Annotated in this window: 17 protein-coding genes and 1 pseudogene; 11 read left to right on the top strand and 7 right to left on the bottom strand. The window is 64.8% G+C overall.

Annotated elements, in window-relative coordinates; all coding sequences use genetic code 11:
• Nucleotides 1-218: hypothetical protein (locus ACWEO2_RS36350; protein ID WP_452409504.1), on the top strand; the 218-nt coding region annotated here is incomplete at its 5' end.
• Nucleotides 219-276: 58 nt separating this feature from the next.
• Nucleotides 277-609 carry a hypothetical protein gene (locus ACWEO2_RS36345; RefSeq protein WP_452409503.1) on the top strand — a complete coding sequence of 111 codons (333 nt, stop codon included), beginning with the start codon at nt 277-279 and terminating at the stop codon, nt 607-609.
• Between the two features lie 234 nt (nt 610-843).
• On the opposite strand, the gene ACWEO2_RS36340 is transcribed toward ACWEO2_RS36345, so the two are convergent.
• The 3 genes from ACWEO2_RS36340 to ACWEO2_RS36330 form a co-directional block, all read right to left on the bottom strand.
• Nucleotides 844-2,037 (bottom strand): acyl-CoA dehydrogenase family protein, encoded by a 1,194-nt coding sequence (locus ACWEO2_RS36340; RefSeq protein WP_452409502.1) that lies wholly within the window; start codon nt 2,035-2,037, stop codon nt 844-846.
• Nucleotides 2,034-2,267 (bottom strand): hypothetical protein, encoded by a 234-nt coding sequence (locus ACWEO2_RS36335; protein ID WP_452409501.1) that lies wholly within the window; start codon nt 2,265-2,267, stop codon nt 2,034-2,036. Before ACWEO2_RS36335 ends, ACWEO2_RS36340 begins: the two co-directional genes overlap by 4 nt.
• A gap of 449 nt (nt 2,268-2,716) precedes the next feature.
• A complete protein-coding gene (locus tag ACWEO2_RS36330; RefSeq protein ID WP_452409500.1) occupies nt 2,717-2,899 on the bottom strand; it encodes an alcohol dehydrogenase catalytic domain-containing protein in 183 nt (60 codons plus the stop codon).
• Nucleotides 2,900-3,180: 281 nt separating this feature from the next.
• Between ACWEO2_RS36330 and ACWEO2_RS36325 the strand changes: the two genes are divergently transcribed.
• A complete protein-coding gene (locus ACWEO2_RS36325) occupies nt 3,181-4,275 on the top strand; it encodes a CaiB/BaiF CoA transferase family protein (RefSeq protein WP_452409499.1) in 1,095 nt (364 codons plus the stop codon).
• 386 nt (nt 4,276-4,661) lie between these two features.
• On the opposite strand, the gene ACWEO2_RS36320 is transcribed toward ACWEO2_RS36325, so the two are convergent.
• Complete coding sequence (locus ACWEO2_RS36320; protein ID WP_452409509.1) at nt 4,662-7,979, bottom strand: protein kinase domain-containing protein; 3,318 nt, start codon at nt 7,977-7,979, stop codon at nt 4,662-4,664.
• A 335-nt stretch (nt 7,980-8,314) separates the two neighbouring features.
• On the opposite strand from ACWEO2_RS36320, the gene ACWEO2_RS36315 reads away from it, so the two are divergent.
• The 7 genes from ACWEO2_RS36315 (at nt 8,315) to ACWEO2_RS36285 (ending at nt 14,259) form a co-directional block, all read left to right on the top strand.
• Complete coding sequence (locus ACWEO2_RS36315) at nt 8,315-9,307, top strand: alcohol dehydrogenase catalytic domain-containing protein (protein WP_452409498.1); 993 nt, start codon at nt 8,315-8,317, stop codon at nt 9,305-9,307.
• 8 nt (nt 9,308-9,315) lie between these two features.
• Nucleotides 9,316-10,482, top strand: a complete 1,167-nt coding sequence (locus tag ACWEO2_RS36310) for a zinc-dependent alcohol dehydrogenase (protein ID WP_452409497.1) — start codon at nt 9,316-9,318, stop codon at nt 10,480-10,482.
• Between the two features lie 277 nt (nt 10,483-10,759).
• Nucleotides 10,760-11,296, top strand: a complete 537-nt coding sequence (locus ACWEO2_RS36305) for a hypothetical protein (protein WP_452409496.1) — start codon at nt 10,760-10,762, stop codon at nt 11,294-11,296.
• Between the two features lie 32 nt (nt 11,297-11,328).
• Complete coding sequence (locus ACWEO2_RS36300; protein ID WP_452409495.1) at nt 11,329-12,495, top strand: CaiB/BaiF CoA transferase family protein; 1,167 nt, start codon at nt 11,329-11,331, stop codon at nt 12,493-12,495.
• Between the two features lie 41 nt (nt 12,496-12,536).
• The gene (locus tag ACWEO2_RS36295) at nt 12,537-12,722 is read left to right on the top strand and encodes an LLM class flavin-dependent oxidoreductase (RefSeq protein ID WP_452409494.1); all 186 of its coding nucleotides are present in this window, start codon (nt 12,537-12,539) and stop codon (nt 12,720-12,722) included.
• Nucleotides 12,650-13,210: an LLM class flavin-dependent oxidoreductase gene (locus ACWEO2_RS36290; protein WP_452409508.1), complete on the top strand. Its 561-nt coding sequence runs from the start codon at nt 12,650-12,652 to the stop codon at nt 13,208-13,210. The genes ACWEO2_RS36295 and ACWEO2_RS36290 overlap by 73 nt, the downstream gene beginning before the upstream one ends.
• Before the next feature lie 164 nt (nt 13,211-13,374).
• Entirely contained in the window at nt 13,375-14,259 is an 885-nt protein-coding gene (locus ACWEO2_RS36285) for an alpha/beta fold hydrolase (protein WP_452409493.1), read from the top strand.
• Between the two features lie 68 nt (nt 14,260-14,327).
• On the opposite strand, the pseudogene ACWEO2_RS36280 reads toward ACWEO2_RS36285, so the two are convergent.
• Nucleotides 14,328-14,438 (bottom strand): annotated as a pseudogene (locus tag ACWEO2_RS36280) (SDR family oxidoreductase); the annotation flags it as partial.
• 194 nt (nt 14,439-14,632) lie between these two features.
• The gene (locus ACWEO2_RS36275) at nt 14,633-15,175 is read right to left on the bottom strand and encodes a nuclear transport factor 2 family protein (RefSeq protein ID WP_452409492.1); all 543 of its coding nucleotides are present in this window, start codon (nt 15,173-15,175) and stop codon (nt 14,633-14,635) included.
• A gap of 279 nt (nt 15,176-15,454) precedes the next feature.
• Here ACWEO2_RS36275 and ACWEO2_RS36270 point away from each other — a divergent pair, with 279 nt between their 5' ends.
• Entirely contained in the window at nt 15,455-16,582 is a 1,128-nt protein-coding gene (locus tag ACWEO2_RS36270; RefSeq protein WP_452409491.1) for an acyl-CoA dehydrogenase family protein, read from the top strand.
• On the opposite strand, the gene ACWEO2_RS36265 is transcribed toward ACWEO2_RS36270, so the two are convergent.
• The gene (locus ACWEO2_RS36265) at nt 16,556-17,314 is read right to left on the bottom strand and encodes a GntR family transcriptional regulator (protein ID WP_452409490.1); all 759 of its coding nucleotides are present in this window, start codon (nt 17,312-17,314) and stop codon (nt 16,556-16,558) included. The two genes, ACWEO2_RS36270 and ACWEO2_RS36265, sit on opposite strands and share 27 nt — an antisense overlap.
• Between the last annotated feature and the right edge of the window lie 203 nt (nt 17,315-17,517).

The raw sequence follows: 17,517 nt of genomic DNA, 5'->3' as shown, positions 1-17,517 counted from the left end.
TCGAGTGCGATGGCATCCCGGCAATGGGCAGTTCCGAAGCCGAACCGGCCACCATCCTCGGCGCTGCCGGTCAGGGTCCGGCGAACAAGCGTTCGTACGGTAGGCGTGGCAGCAGCCGACAGCCCTCAATGGTGTCGCAGATCAATTCGATTGTGTACCAATGCTTTCGCCGCCAGTCGTGGATCAAGTTGCGGGCCGCTACCGCGGTGGCCGTGTAGTCGAAGACCACGCCGGCCAGCCAGATCCGCAGGTGTACCTCACCTGTGGGCGGGAGCAATGCTCACCGGCGCCGTCGGATCTCGGATCCAGAGGGCGATCACCGAGCTCAGCGACCGCTACCCCACGATCTACGCGACGCACGCCCCGTTCGCCTGGCAGCGCGGGCTGCGCCACCACACCGCGATCCTCGAGGCCGTGCGCACCTTCGACCCGCACAATGTCGGGCACGCGTTTGGGCATCACCTCGCGTACGCCGCCCGGGCGCTGATCCAGAACATCGACCCGGCCTACACACCGCACCTGCTGAACCAGACCCTGCACATGATCGGCTCGCCCGATCAGGACGAGGCCCCCGCGGACGCGGCCGAGGCGGGCGCGCTGGTGCCCTGAGAGGACCACACCGACGAAAAATCCCCGGGCGCCGGTGGGAAATCTCTGGGTCTCTGTCCGTGGAACATCTCGACATCGGCACCGCAGACACCGGTGGCCTCGACCTCGGGGACGCCGGTCTCGGCATCGGAGGCGGGGACGGTGAACTCTCGCAGCTCGAGATGGCCCGGTTCGGTGATGCCGCAGGAGGTTGCGGTCAGGGGAAGATCGGATCGGTCACGAGATCATTGCCTTTCAACGTGTTCCGTACCAGCTGCCGTAGCCGAGCTGACGACCGGCGAGGTCGCGCAGGATGTCCTCGGTGCCACCACCGATGGCCAAGGCGCGAACCTCACGGTATAGGCGCTCACTGGCTGGTCCCTGCATGAAGCCGCTGCCACCGAGGATGGTGACGGCACCCTTCGCCACATTGTCGAAGGTGAGAGTGGCCTGGACCTTGAGCAGTGCCAGCTCGGCCGGTGTCGCCTGCCCTTTCTGGAAGCGCCAGGCACACAGTTCCGTCATGGCCTGCGTCGCGTCGATCTGCCGGGTGAGGTCGGCGAGCTGAGCACGGACGAGTTGGTGGGAGCCGATGGTCTTCCCGAAGGTCTCCCGCTCGCCGGCGTAGCGCGCAGCCTCGTCGAGGCACACACGGGAGAAGCCGGTGCATTGCTGGGCGACGCCGAGCCGCTCGACATTGAAGCCCGCCATGACCTGCCTGAATCCCTCGTTCTCGGGACCGATGAGGTGGGTGACCGGCACCTTTACGTGGTCGAAGTAGATGGTGGCCGTATCCGAGGAGTGCAGACCCATCTTCTGCAGCGGGGTGCGGTCGACGCCTGTACTGTCGGCCTCGATGAGAAGGATCGAGAGACCGCCCATGCCAGCTCCCCCGGTACGCACCGCAGTGAGCAGATAGTCGGCGCGCATGCCGTTGGTGATGTAGGTCTTCTGGCCGTTGACCACATAGTGGTCGCCATCGCGCACGGCGGTCGTGGTGAGTGCGGCGACGTCGGAACCGCCGGAGGGCTCGGTGATGGCTAGTGCAAGGATCTTGTCGCCGGCGATGACCTCGGGAACGACACGGTCGCGTAGCTCGGGACATCCCAGGTCGATGACCGGTGGCAGGGCGACGGTATGGGTCAGCAGTCCCATCATGAGGCCGCCGGAGCCGGTGGCCGCGATCTCCTCGATCTTGACGAGGTTGTGGAACTGGTCGTGGCCCTCGGAAATGCCACCGTACTCCTCCGGGAAGCCCAGGCCGAGGATTCCGGCGTCGCCGGCCTTCTTGTGGAACTCGCGAGGGATCGATCCCTTCGCTTCCCAATCCATAATGTGTGGAACTGCCTCGCGCGCAAAGAATCCGCGCAGCGAGGCGGCAAGTTCCTCGTGGGTCTCGTCGTACCAGGGGGAACGGGCACGCCATTGCTTGAACAGGATGTTCGTCATGCGCCCACCCCCTGGTGAACGGCGACGAGCCTGGTGCTGGTGAGTTCACCGCGTTGGAGACGGCCGATCAGCCGGCCGAACAACGCACCACCCTCGAGGACGTCGACATCCAAGTGGCACAGCCCTGCCGCCGCGACGTCGAGGACGAGCTCACCTGGATCCGGCTTCGGGTCCGGCAATTCGACGAGTTCCAGAGGCTTCCCTGCGTCGGTGAACTGCCACGCCCTCATACGGACACCTCGGCAAAGACTGAAACTGAACAGGCTACTTCGCGCATTTGGAATCTCCTACTCGGCTGAAGGCCATGACGCTTCCAACCATGTCAGATGTTCACCAGCGCGGCGGTGGTCGGGTCTCACGTCGTGGAAGTCGTCTCGAAGCACGTCGCCCCCTACCCATCGCCATGGTCTCCAACGGTCGCCGGCAGCCCACCGTCTTCGCCCACGGACACCCACCGCGGACCCATTCGCTCCACGGCGCTTCGGGTAAGGGCCCGTACAACTGTCCCGACCGTTACGCGCAGGGGCCGTGCAGATGCGGTAGGTCATCGGTTCCAAGTCGAACCGAACCGGAGATACCCGCTGCTCGCACGGCATGTCCACACCCGCCGGCGCAAGTGCGACCGACTCTGCTGGTACGACAAGGAGTTCCACGTAGGCGCCACCGTCGCCGGCGAGGATCACCAGGGCGACAACCCGGTCGCCGACGGACGGGCGACTGTCCCTCCCGGCCCCACCTCGTCGATGACGCCCGCAGCGTCCATCCTGGGCACGTGTGGCGGACCCGGTATAGACCGGCCGCGCAGGGGCATCGTGCCCGCACGCAGGATCAGGTCCGTCGGGTTGACCGTCGCCGCGTGCACCCGGATGCGAACCTCGCTTCACCCAGCTCCGGATCCGGGAGGTCCATGACTTCAACGGCCTCGGGCCCGCCGAAGTCACTGTCGGTCCTCGGCCACCCTCCCCACACCGACGTAGACGGCCGAGGTCGTGGTCTCATCCACCGAACCGGAGCTCTTCTCGAAGCACGCATACCGTGCCATAGTGCGGGGCACCCGTCCCGATGTGTCCCGGTTCCGTGGCAAGCGGCGCCCGGACCATCACGCATCGGCGGACACCTACGATGCAGGCTGAGGAGGCCACCATGTCCGGACCCCTAGAGGGCATCCGTATCGTCGAGCTGCAAGCTCTCGGACCGGTCCCGCACGCCGGGATGCTGCTGGCCGACCTCGGTGCGGAGATTGTCCGTGTGCTCCGGCCCAATGCCCCGGCCGCGGAGCATGATCCGGAATCTCCTGTGCTTCGCGGCCGCACCTACGTCGAAGCGGACTTGAAGAACCCCGGGGACGTCGCCGCGGTCCTCGACCTCGTCGCCGGTGCCGACGTTCTCCTCGAGGGAAACCGGCCGGGCGTGACCGAGCGTCTCAGGATCGGCCCCGACGAGTGCCTGGGCCGTAATCCGCGCCTCATCTACGGCAGAATGACCGGATGGGGTCAGACAGGTCCGCGGGCCCACCGCGCCGGCCACGACATCAACTACATCGGACTCGGCGGCGCGCTCGCCGCGATCGGCCCCCAGAATCGACCGGCGATCCCGCTCAACCTCGTCGGTGACTACGCGGGTGGCTCGCTCATGCTCGTCATCGGCGTCCTCGCGGCTCTCTCGGAACGGGAGAAATCCGGTACGGGCCAGGTAGTGGACGCGGCAATCGTCGACGGTGTCGCCGCCGTTCTCCAACCGATCCTCGATATGCGTCGACAGGCCCTGTGGGTCGACGAGCGCGAGGCCAACATCATGGACGGCCACGCTCCCTTCTACCGGACCTACGTGTGTGCCGACGGTGGGCACCTGGCGGTGGGATCCATCGAGCCACAGTTCTATGCGCAGCTCCTCGACGGCCTGCATCTGGACCCGGCCGACCTTCCCCACCAGCACGACAGGTCCAGGTGGCCCGAACTTGCCGACCGATTCGCCGCGATCTTCGCCAGCCGCCCCCGCGCGCACTGGGAGTCCGTCTTCGATGAGACCGATGCCTGCGTCACCCCCGTCCGCGACTTCGCCGAGTCGGCATCGGATCCGCACCTGCGAGCGCGCGGCACCCTCTACGAAGACAACCGGGGTAGTACCGTGGCCGCCCCCGCGCCGCGGTTCTCACGGACCGAGGTGGCGATCCCGCGCGGCGGCGAAATCGTCGGATTGCGCGAGATGGGTTCCAGATGGGGAGGTCTCACGAGATGACACAGGTCTGTTCTGCACTCCCTGCGGCGCTGTCACCGTACATAAAGCAGAGCGCGACAGATAGCCTGAGAGAGTACAGCGATGAACGACAGCGAGCCGACCGCCGACCTGTCTGCCGCAAACGGTCGAGGCCCGGCCAGCAGGGTTGACGTCGCGGTGTAGCCCACCGTGTGCGTGGGCGTAATCCAGCGCAGCAGCGATGTCTGTGGTGATCCGTGTCGCCCGGGTGGGCGGTTACCTCCCATGGATCGAGCCGGCTGGCATCATGGCCTTCGATGTACTGCATGGCGACCCACAGGTGGCCGTCGTGGGTGCCGCGGTGGTGGCGGCACTGGCTTTCCTCTCGACTTTCGCAGTTTCGGGCGAACGAGTGTTCGACGCCCCGATCAATCTCGTGGGGCGCGCACTCCGGTCGGTGCGGGTCGGCTCCGCTCGACGATCCACGCAGCGATCTGGGCGCGCGAGGTGAACCCGAGTTTGGTGAGAATGTGTTCGACATGTCCCTCGGCGGTGCGCTGGGAGATGCTCAGGCGGGCAGCGATGGCCCGGCTGGTCAGGCCCTCGGCAACGAGGTCGGCTACCTCCTGCTCCCGGCTGGTCAGCTCCGCCGAGGGACCCGAACGGCGAGCTGCGGACCGGCGTTGCTCTCCCAGGGCGTAGTCGATCGCGGCGCCGAGATCCAGTAGGGCGCCTTCGCGGTGGGCGGTCTCGAATGCTTGCCGACCGAGTGCATGACGTGCCGCCCGTTCGCAGTCCTCATGGTGGACCGTCAGGTTCGGGAACGGCACCGTGGAGGTGCCCGTCGACTGGGACAGTGCCTGCGCGGCGCCCAACAACACCGCGGCGCGCCGCGCGTCCCCCTGAGCTCCCACCATCCATGCCAGTGCTTCCAGAGCCAGCGCGCCCATCACCGAGTCTTTCAGTTGCCGGATCAGCTGTAGCTCGTGCCGCAGCAGCTGCAGCGCGCGGTCGCGATCGCCCTGGCGCCACGTGGCAACCGCCGTCACCCACAAGGCGTATGACCGATGTACGGAATCGCCGGAGGATTCGGTGATCGCGAGGACCTTTTCTTGGTACGAGATCGCTGTTGCGCTGTCGTGCTGCAATTCGTATGCCCAGATGAGCCCGAGCAGTGCCCAGACCTGCCCGGAAACGTCGCCCTGCGCGGTAAACGATTCGAGGGCGGCTTCCAGGGGGGCGCGGGCGCGGCGAGGGTCGCGGTCGCGAATCCTTTGGATGCCTCGAGCGAGGTCCGCGAACGCGTGCACGATCGGGTGCTCGGTCGTTGCGGCGAGCGTCCGCGCCTGCGTGCTCAGTGCGGACGCCGCGCGGGGGTCGTCTTGGAGATCGGCCACGGCGCTGGCGCGCCACAGTGCCTTCGCACGTACCGGCGTGTCGGTCGCGGGTCCGTCGGCGAGGGCGCGGTCGAGCCAGTGCCGCGCCTCGCCGGCCTGTCCGTGGGAGAGCCAGAACGGTTGCAGGGCAGCCGCGAACGACAATGCGGCGTCGGATTCTGCTTCGGTGTCGGTCAGGCAGAAGTTCAACGCCTCGCGCAGGTTGGGTTGTTCGCGGTCGAGGCGGGCGATCCAGTCGAGCTGGCGGGGGCTGATCCAGTCGGCGTCGGCGCGCTCGGCGAGCTTGTGGTACCAATCCTGGTGCCTGCGCCGAATTTCCCGATACCGGCCGGCTTGCCCGAGTTTGTCGCGGCCGTAGTCACGTATCGTCTCGAGCAACCGGAACCGCACCACACAGTCCGATTCCTCGCGGATCAGGATGGACTTGTCGACCAGGGCGGTGAGCACATCGAGCAGATCCTCCTCGCCGAGGTCGTCTCGGCACACCTGTTCGGCGGCGTCGAGCTCGCAGCTACCGGCGAATACCGACAGTTGTGCCCAGACCTGTTGTTCAGCCGGGGTGCACAGCGAGTAACTCCAATCGATGCACCAGCGCAGGGTCTGCTGGCGGGTCGGCGCGCTACGGCTGCCGCGCGTCAGCAGCGCATACCGATCGGTCAGCCGCGCCAGGATCTGTTCGGGTGACAGCGCGCGCAGCCGGGCCGCCGCCAACTCGATAGCCAACGGCAGCCCATCGAGGCGGCGGCAGATCTCGGCCACAACGGCGACGTTGTCCTCGGTGAGCGCGAAACCCGGAACCGCGGCGGCGGCCCGCTCGACAAACAGTATGACCGCGTCGTAGCGCTGCGCACCCCGTAACGATGGCCGCCGATCCGGATCGGGAACCGTCAGCGGCCGCACCTGCAGCACCGCCTCCCCGCCGACGCTCAGGGCCTCACGGCTGGTGGCAAGGATCCACAGCCTCGGGCACGCCCGCAGCAGTGTCTCGGCAACCTTCGCCGCCGCATCCACGATCTGTTCGCAATTGTCGAGCACCAGCAGCAGCTGTCGGGATACCAGGTAGTCGATCAGCACGTCGAGCACGGGCTTGCCTTGCGGGCGTAGCCCTACAGAGCTGGCGATCACGCCCGGCAGCAGCGCACCGTCGTGCAGCTGCCCGAGCTCGACCAGCCACACCCCGTCAGGGAAGCCCCGCTGCGCGCCCGCCGCCGCGCGCAATGCCAGACGCGTCTTGCCTACCCCGCCGATTCCGGTCAACGTCACCAGCCGGGAACTCGCGAGCAGCCTCTTGGCCTCGGCCAAGTCGGTGCGCCGGCCGACGAAACTCGTCAGCTCATGGGGGATAGACCCTTTTCCGCTGACCGACAGCCCGAGCGGATCGGGCCCCCGCGTCGGCGAGTGGTCGGTGGTCAGGGGAACCGGGGTGGTTGCTTGTTGTTCGGCACCTGCTTCTGTTCGCACCGCCATCTCGTCGACCGGCAGCCCGCGCCCGGCCTGCAGCTGCTGCAGCTGCTGGCCCAGCGCCGCGGCGGAGGGCCGCTGCTCGGGGCTGCGGCTCATGGCGGCCTCGATCACCTGCGCGAGGTCCTCGTCGATGCTGTGCTCGCGCGGGTTCGGCGTCGGCTGTGTGGTGATCCGCAGAAACTGGGCCACCACCCGCTCGCCGCTGCGCCGCTCGAACGCCGCATGCCCGGTCAACGCGGCGAACAACGTCGCGCCGAGCCCGTAGAGGTCCGCCGCGGCCGTGGGTGCCTCCCCGGCCAGCACCTCCGGCGCAGTGAACGCCGGCGACCCCGCAACCGTGCCGGTCGCAGTGTGGAACCCGCCGGGGATGCGCGCGATCCCGAAGTCGGCCAGGGCCGGCTCACCGTAGTCGGTGATCAGGACGTTGGCGGGTTTGACGTCGCGGTGCAAGATGCCGAGCCGGTGCGCGGTCTCCAGCGCCCCGGCCAGCTTCACCCCCACCCGCAGCGTCTCCACCGCCGACAGTGGACCGTGACGGCGGATCCGGGCGTCGAGGGAACCCTGCGGATAATAAGGCATGACCAGATAAGGCAGCCCCGACGTGGTGGTACCGACTTGCAGCACGTCCAGGATGCTGGGCTGCCCGGTCAGCCGGCCCATCGCCCGCTGTTCCCGAACGAACCGCTCGCGGTTCTCCTCGTCCAGGGCGGCGGTGAGCACCTTCACCGCCACCGTCCGGTCCAGGGCAACCTGATCGCACCTATACACCACACCGAACCCGCCACGCCCGATCTCCTCAGCGGCGGTGAATCCGGCATCTGCAAGCTCCGCCGTGACCGCGGGGATCACGTCGCGTTGAGTTTTCGACGGATCGATATCGCCCATACGCGGGTCCTGCTCTATGACGTACCCCAGGATATCGCGCGACCGGGCTGCGGCGGCCACCAGAATCCAGCCGCCCGGGGGCACGGGCACGGCGCGTCTCACAGGACCAGCGCAGCTCGTGCACAAGCTGCCTGTCGCCACCGGCGACAGTGAACAGCTGGTTGTGCTCGCGCTCTGTCCGGACGGCGTTCTGTACGGCGGCAGAATCTCATGGCATGAGACTGTGGACTTACGGCCGACGCAGGGGGCTGGCAGGGTCGGCGCAGGAGACTTCATTATCTGGAAAGGCGACACATGTGTGCTGGTCGACTGTTGCTGATTCGTAGGTGGGCAGAATGAGAGCTTGGCAATTCCATGAGCCAGGCGAGCCGTTGGTGCTCGTAGATCTGCCCGACCCGGAGCCTGAGAACGGTGAGGTGGTCATCGCCGTCGAGGCGGCAGGTCTCTGTCACTCGGATGTCGACATGATCGAGGGCGGAGCTCTGCTGAAGCGACTGCCGTATCGGCCGATCGTACTAGGACATGAGGTTTCTGGAACGATTGTCCGCGTCGGTGCGGGTGTGCAGTCATTCGAGGTGGGCGACCGGGTGGCGGTGTACGGCCAGGGCCACCTGCTCGCCCCGCCCGGGTACGAACAGGGTCCACGACGGGATGGAATCGGTCAAGGGCGAGACGGCGGCTTCGCCGAGCTGACTACGGCTTGGGACTACGAGTTGATCAAGGTGCCCGATGGTCTACCTATGGACCAGGCGGCTTGCGCGACAGATGCGGGGATGACGTCGTACCACTCGGTCCGCGTCGCCGGCGCGGGCGCCGGACAGCGGGTGGGCATCATCGGGCTAGGTGGCCTCGGCTTCACGGGCGCACGAATCGCGCAGGTGCTCGGGGCGGAGGTATTCGCGGCCGAGACGAACACCTCGATCCACGATGCCGCGCGCGAGGCCGGTCTGGAGCATGTTTTCGCGTCTGCCGATGAACTGGCGGGACTGGACCTCGACGCCGTGATCGACTACGCCGGTTTCGGCACGACGACCGCTGCCGCAGTAGAGGCGGCGCGAGCGGGTGGACGAGTGGTTCAGGTCGGGTTGGGTCGGCCTACAGCGAATATCTCGACTTACACCCTAGTGCTCAAGCAGCTCTCGCTCGTCGGTTCGTTAGGGGGGACGCCGCAGGATCTGGCGGACGTGATCGACCTGCTGGCAGGCAACCGGCTCCGATTGGCGACCGAAGCCATCGGCTTCGATGAGATCGGCGAGCAGATTGGTCGGCTGCAGCGCGGTGAGTTGCGCGGTACGCGGCTGGTGGCCGTCGGACAACAGGACCGGTAGGAGTGAATGTGAGACTCGCTGTTGACAAACAGATCGAGGACCAGGAATTCCCGATTACCGCCCGTTCGTGCGTGCTGACCGCTCCTGGTCAGATCATGTTGCAGGACTTCACTATTCCTCATCCGGAACCGGACAGTGGTGTGCTCCAGGTAGAGGTGTGCGGGGTCTGTGGCGCGGACGTCGAAATCTTCAACGGACACGGTCCCGCGCACTTCGATCCGGTCGCGCTCGGTCACGAAGTGGTCGGCCGGATTCTTGCGATCGGCGACCGCGCCGCAGCCCGCTGGGGTGTCGCGGTGGGTGACAGAGTGGTGGTGAACGAGGTCATCTCGTGTGGAAACTGCCGCCTGTGCGCGTCCGGGCATGGCGAGATGTGCAACGGCTTCTTCGGTACGCAGGGCTCCCGTTACGGTTTCATCCCCATCACGACACCACCCGGAGCTTGGGGCGGATTCGGCACCCACATGCAGTTGCACCGCAATACTCGGCTGTGCCGGATTGCCGATCACGTTCCGACCGCGGTCGCGGCGATGTTCATGCCGATTGCCAACGGTGTGCACTGGCTGTTCGATCTCGCCGGGCTCCGTCCTCGAGCATCCGTACTCGTGATCGGACCCGGTCCGCAGGGCTTGGCGGTGACCGCTGTTGGTGTCGCGGCTGCGGGCTTGCGCATGATCGTGGCGGGCAGGCACTCCGACACCCATCGGCTCGAACTCGCCGCCCAGCTCGGTAGCGTCCGGACTGTCGATACCGAGAACGAGGACGTCGTCGAAGTGGTGACCGAAGTGACATCCGGTCTGGGTGCGGATGCCGTTGTCATCACCACGAGCGGAGCCGACGATGTGCTGTCGGTGGCCACCCGGTGCGTGCGAATGGGCGGAACGATCGTGCTGGCGGGCACGAACGGCTGGAAATCCGAACAGCGGTTCAAAGGTGACGCGCTGGTGTTCCGCAACATCACGCTCAAAGGGGCGCCAGGACATTCGCTTGGCTCGATCGATGATGCGGCGCGTTTGCTTGAAGCTGAATCGGAGCACTTCGCGCCGCTCGCAGGAGACGAGTATCCACTGACGCGGCTCGAGAATGCGCTGAGCGATCCTTTGGCATCGCAGGGTGGGGTGCACCGGAGTGTGGTCCCAAACCTGGCTGAGACCGGCCCGGCTGTACCCGAGTGAGGTATTTGGTCCGCGCGGCTGATAATCGGTCACTCGCTGCTGGGGGGCGACTGAGGGCCGAGCCGTTGTGCCCTTGTCGGAAGCTATGTGCGGCGGTCCGCCTATGTCCAGTGACTGTTCGGCCGGATCCGCTGGAATTGTTATCCCGTGTTCCAGGACGTGAGACGCGTCACTTCAGTGACGCGGCGACGCGAGGATACCGTCATTTTCGCTATCGGCGTTCACTGTCGTGGCAAAGATTTCTTGCCACGTAGTCTTTTATGAGGAGCTGAGAAAGATGATCCTGCATTGGTCATTCGCTGTCGATGATCCGGAGACCGTTGCAAACGCTCTTGCCGAGATCGTCGGCGGTGAGGTTGTCGAGCCGCCGATTCCTCCGTACAGCCCCGGCGCGAAGTGGATATGCACGTTCGATGAGTTCGGCTCGATGATCGAGGTCGCTCCACGTCGGGCGGTCTGGGTACCGGACGAGGTCGCTTCGGCGGTCGAGACGCTCTCGGAGGAAGAACCGCGCCGCTACACCTATAATCACGCATTGATCCGTTCTGCCGTGTCGATTGACCGCGTCAGGGAGATTGCGGAGCGGCATGGCTGGCACACCCGCTTCCACGACGGACCGTTCAAGTTCCAGGGTATTTGGGTTGAGAATCACCAGTACGTCGAATTCGCGTCCGATGACCTGGTCCCTCTGTACCAGAAAATCTTCGGGTCGGCGTCCTCCAAGGACCAGCTAGAGTCGCACAACCGGGGACGCGGCGAGACGTATGAACATCGGGGCACGCAGGCCTCACAGACCGAAGCGGTTGGTGAGTAATTGATCCCGATGCGGCCGGAAGGCGTTGAATAATGAAGGGCATCCGGGTTCTTGACGTCGGCTCCATGTATGCCGGTCCAGTGGTCGCAACGTTCCTGGCGGATATGGGTGCGGACGTAATCAAGGTGGAGCCGCCGCAGGGTGATTCGTTGCGGCATTTCCCTTTCTCATGGCCGATGGAGGGGCGCGGAAAACGCTCGGTCACATTGAACCTGCGTCGCCCCGAGGGGCAGGAGCTGCTTCGAAAACTGGCGGCGAGCGCGGATGTGCTCGTGGAGAACTTCACCGTAGGAACACTGGACCAGCTCGGCTTGGGCCCGGACAAGCTCCACGCGATCAATCCGCGGCTGGTGTACGTGCGGGTCACCGGATACGGCCAGGTTGGCCCGTACCGGGACCGGCGGGCGATGGATCCGGTCGGACTCGCATTTGGTGGCGTGAGTCACCTGCTGCGCAGCCGTGACGGAGTCCCCCAGCTCACTGGCAATCTATTCTTCGTCGACTATCTCGCCGCACTGCTCGGAGCATTCGGTACGGCCGAAGCGCTGCGTCGTCGCGATGCGCATCCGGACGGCAAAGGCGAGGTCGTCGATGTCGCGATGTACGACATGTTGCTGCGGATCACCGGATCGGAAGTGATCAATTCTACATTGGCCGCTGCGCGGGGAGAACAGGTTCCTGAACTCGGGACCGTGCCTGCGCCATGGGGGCCCTTCCGCGCGCAGGACGGAACGTGGGTGACCATCTGTGTGGTTCCGTATTCCGAGATGTGGGCGCGTCTCGTCGAGGCGACTGATGCGGACTGGGCACGTGACAGCGCTGGGCGTGCACGTGGCGAACTTCAGTACGAGGACAAGGAACTAGTCGATACCAAGATTGGTGAGTGGGTCGCGGCGCGGTCCGCGCAGGATGTCGTTGCTACGTTGTCCAGCCATGGCGTACCAGCCGCGATCTGCATGACTCCGCCGATGCTCGTGGAGGACGAACATCTGGCGGCAGTGGGTGCCTACGAGACACACCGCAGCCCGGAGGGGCTGGAGTTCATGATGCCTGCCCCGGTGCCGCAGATCGGATCGACTCGACCAAGGACCCAACGACCGGCTCCGCAGGTCGGTGAGCACAACGAAGAGGTTTACGGCGAGGCACTCGGCCTCACCAAGGATGCCGTTGCCGAGCTACGTGAACTTGGGGTGATCTGAACCCTGTGGGATCGCGATCCCAGACCGAAAGGCCCAAGGGCATGAGCGACAATTTCCTCCGGTTCGGCACTTTCACGCCGCCCTACCATCCGCTGGGTATCAATCCGACACTTGCTCTGAAGAACGACATTCGCACGGTCCAGTTGCTGGAGGACTGCGGTACGGCGAGGCGTGGTTCGGTGAACACCACTCCAGTGGCTGGGAAATTATCCCGTCTCCAGAGCTGATGATCGCTTCGGCCGCGGCGCAGACCAGGCGGATTCGGCTCGGGACCGGTGTCGTATCTATTCTTTATCACCACCCGTTCATGGTGGCGCAGCGGATGAGCTTCCTCGACTATCTCACCGAGAGCAGAGCGATTTTTGGTGTCGGCTCCGGCGGGTTGGCGTCCGACCTGTCCCGTAGTCTCGCAGTCGAACTCGGCCGTAATTGGATCCGGGTCAACGCAGTGTTGCCCGGAGTGATCGACACGCCGCTATTGCATGAACAACGTGCTGTCCGTGCCACGGCTGCGGGTGTCACCGCCGATGTCGGCACGGCAGAGCCCGATGAGTACACCGGGCCGAACCTTCTTCCGATCCCGTTGATCGACCCGCGCGAGGTGTCGAACGCGGTGCTGTTCTTTGCCTCTGACGAGGCACGCTACATAACCGGCGCGGAGCTGGCTGTCGACGCGGGAGCCCTTCAGGCTCCGGCGATTCAGACGGGGCGTTGAGTGCCGTGTGCCGCACTTTGGCCACGACGACCGCGTAGTGGCGGAACTTGGTGAGGGGCCTGCCAACATCGAGCGAATCTTGCTGTCGCGCTACCTGTTCGGCACCAATCCCGGTTGAAAGCCGTATGTCGGGGAAACCAGTCGATTTTGCTACTAGGAGTGCAATGTCCAAACTCCACGATCGGGTCACACCGAAATGGTTCACTGCAGCGTTGGCCACTACTGCCACAGACCATGAGGTGCACTGTGACGGTATCCGGATCGTGTACCGGAGTTGGGGCCCGCCGACCACGCACGGCGTCGTGCTGGTGCACGGCGGCGCTGCGAATACGCAGTGGTGGGATCACATCGCTCCATTTCTTGCGACTGACCGTAGGGTGATCGCGCTCGACCTGTCCGGGCACGGTGACAGCGGGTGGCGGCGCGAGTACGACCTCGACTGCTGGTCGCGCGATGTGCAGGCGGTGGTGCGGGACACCGGCCTGCACCAGCCGGTCCTGATCGGTCACAGCCTCGGAGGGTTGGTGTGCCTACACGTTGAACAGACCACCGAACTGCCGTTGGCTGTAGTGATAATCGATTCACTGGTGCGAGGGCCGGAAAACGGCCGGGTCAAGCAGTCTGCGAGACCATTGCGGGTGTATCCGACCCTGCAGGAGGCTGTGCAACGGTGGAGGCCACTGGCAGCCGACAGCGGCACGATACCCGACTTCATTGTCCGCCATGTGGCGCGCGAATCGCTTCGTGCGGTGCCGGGCGGCTGGACATGGAAGTTCGACCCCGCGGTGTTCGCATTCCGGCGACAGCGCCTGGATGAGCTGGCTCCCGCCCGATCTCGGATCGCTCTGATTCGTGCCGCGCACGGACCGGTCTCGCCGGAGGATCAATATGCTGCGGTAGCCGCACTCGGACCGGGCACTCTCGATATCGTCGTGCCCGAGGTGGGTCACAATGTGCCGCTCGAAGAGCCGATCGCCACCGTGGCTTTGCTTCGGGCACTGCTCGCGGTCCTGTCCCCGAACCACCAGTTCGCCGACCAGGCGGGGTGATACTCGATTGCTCGAAGAGGCGGCGGTGCACAAGCACTGCGGATCGCCGCCTCCTCGGCGCAAGCCGTCTACGCGAGGTATCCGCCGTCGACGACCAACTGGGAACCTGTGCAGAAACTCGCCAGCGGCGACGCGAAGAAGACCGCGGCGTTGGCTACCTCAACCGGATCAGCAGCCCGCCTCATCCTCAACCGGATCAGCAGCCCGCCTCATCGGAATCTCCGCGAGGAGTTGGCGCATTCTGTCGGGCGCGGTCTCGCGCAATCGCGGCGCCCAATCCGGTGGCAGCACCGGTGATGATGGAAACTTGGCCGCCCAGCAGGCCCATCTTGTCCTCGTTTCTCGGTATGGAGTCGTCCTCGAGGCGACGGCGTCAGCCAACGGAGTCGAGTTCGGTGAACAGTGCGTACGAGGGGTCCGACTCATCACGCCGCGAGCCCGGGACGCCCGACTTGCCGGCCGCAGATCCGGTGATTGATTCGGTCCGATCGCTCCAGACGAACACAGCGGTGCGGTGTGCGATACGCCACTCGCCGCCCCGGCGATCGAAACTGTCCAGGTAGCGGCCGCCTGCTCGGAAGGCGCCACGCGCAGGCGGGGAGTTACGCGCACTGTGCAGGGCGTCGACATAGCTTTCACTGGCGGCTCGGTTCCCATTGAGTCGAACGAAGATGTTCGACAGGGTGTGCACGGTGAAGTCATAGGCCGTGAGGTTCGCGCCGATCCACTCGACGAACTCGTCGACCCCGCCGCGTACCATGTCGCCGAAGTCCACCTCGGCGTCCGGCCAGAAGCATGAGCGCAGTAGGTCGAGGTCCATCCGATCGACGGCGCGACAGTACGCAACCAGCAGATATTCGATAGTTCGGGTGTCGTCTGCGGCACTTCGCGGGGGCAGGGAGATGTTCCAGTGCATCACTGCTCCTTAATTTTCTCGTATCTACTTCGATGAGCCTGACAGCACTCCCACGGCATGAGGACGACATGGTGTCACCAGTTGGAACCGGCGCCCGGGTTCACCGGTCTCGGTGCGTGAAATTGTCTCGTAGTGCTGAACGGTCGGAGACGGCGATGCTGGAAGGTGAACCTACGGCACACTGCGGCGATAGCTGTTTCATCCTCGAGGTGTGCCTCTTCAGCGCGGTATTTTCCGCCCCCGGAAGGAGACGATATGCGGAAGTTCGACGACGGACCGGTGAGTCCGTTCGCCGAGGAGGAGAAGGACGCACGCCGCAGCGTGCGTGCCTTCCTCGATCGGGAGCTCGAGCCCGACTACGAGCGGTTCGTCGGCGACATCGAGTACGACCGGAAGTTCTGGCGGAAGGCGGGCGAAGCCGGAATTCTCGGCTCGGCGATTCCCGAACACCTCGGTGGTCCCGGCTTGAGTGAACTCGTCTCCGTGATCATCTCCCATGAACTCGGTCGTTCGATCGGCGGCGCGACCGTCGGTAGCTCGATCGGCGCCGACCTCGCCACTCACGTCCTGATGTCGGCGGGATCGGAGCAGCTTCGACGCAAGTACGCCGACCAGATCATGGCGGGCGAGGTGACGCAGGCGGTCGGTATCACCGAGCCCGACGCGGGCAGTGATGTTACGGCGATGCGTACCACCGCAATTCGCGACGGTGACTACTATGTCCTCAACGGGACGAAGACTTTCATCTCCAACGCCGTCAAGGCTGATCTCATTTACGTTGTCGCTAAGACCGACCCCACCAGGCGGGGTGCGGGCATGAGCATGCTGGCGGTGGAGGGCAATCCCGAAGGCCTGACTCGGCGCCGGCTGAGCCTCATGGGCTGTCCGGCCTACGACATCGCCGAGCTCCACTTCGACAATGTTCGCGTGCCGGCAGACAACATCATGCTTGGCGAGGGCAAGGCGATGTCGGTCCTGATGAGCACGTTCGCACTCGATCGGCTCCAGGTCGCTGCTCGTGCGCTCGGTGAGGCCGAACTTGCATATGCCCTGACCGTAGAGCAGGTGAAGAACAGGGATGCTTTCGGGCAGAAGATCTTTGATTTTCAGAACACCAAGTTCGTACTTGCCCACATGCGTACCGAGATCGAGGTCGGTCGTTCGTTCCTCTACGACGCTATCCGTAAGTACCGCGGTGGAACGTTTCGCTTCGACGAGGCGGCCATGGTGAAGCTGTGGATTCCGCAGATGACGAGCCGCGTTGTCGACATGGCGGTGCAATTGTTCGGTGGCTCTGGCTATATGGACGAAATGCCGGTTTCGCGGCTGTACACCGCGAACCGGATGCACCGCATCTACGCCGGTGCCGATGAGCAGCAGTTAGTGGCCATCGCCAAGGAGATCTGACTGCCTGGAAGGCACGCTCCGGATCGGCTGGGGCGTGCCCGCCGGGGATCCGCTGATCATGCGAACCGATTCTTTGATGAGCACCGGGTTGTAGTCCGGATCGACTGCCGCGATCAAGGCTTGCGCCGCGAGCGCGATATGATTGCCGACCGTTTCGCCGACAGCCTGGGTGTCGTAGGTGCGTACCGAATCGAGAATCGCGGTATGGTGCTTCAGGCCGCGCTTCCACGCCAGGCGAGCATGAGCGGCATAGATCGCGCGGTAGCGATCTGCAATATCGCGGAGTTCGTTGATCGATTGTTCCAGCCTGTGTCCGGCGGGTTCGGTTATGGCGCTATGGAAGTCATGATGGGCCTTGCGCCAGCTCTGAAGGTCCCCGTGGCGTGCGGCTTCGTGCATGGCGATGAGATTATTCTCCATCTGTTCGATGGTCGCTGGCGTCGTGGATCGTAGAGCTGCCCGCGCCGCGGCTGCTTCGAGCAGGACACGACTTGCCGCGACCTGCTCCAGATCATGCAATGAGAATCCGCTGATTCGCACTCGCTTGTTGTGGCGTGACTCGACGAGACCATCACGTTCGAGCAGCCGCAGTACCTCACGTAACGGTGTCCGGCTGACGCCGAACCGCTTGGCGAGCTGCACCTGGGAGATGATGCTGTCGGGTGCGAGCTCGCAGCCCAGAATCGCACGACGCAGATCCTGGTAGAGCCGTTCCACGATCGCGCCGGGCATCTGGTCGAGCTCTGAAGTTGTCGTCGGAGTTGTCTCTGTCATCCTCTGCCCTCTCTGGGGTTGCGTACGACTGGCCCGCTGTTTCCAGAACAGCCTATTTTCGCACAAGTGTATCCAGTCTTGCATGCTGGATGCAGATCGGATAATCTGCATCCAGTTTGTTGTGATCTGAGTTACATGACTTGGCTTGGGTCCCTTCGGTA

This window comes from Nocardia sp. NPDC004278 (assembly GCF_053602975.1).
This window is presented reverse-complemented; position numbering and strand designations above follow the sequence as displayed.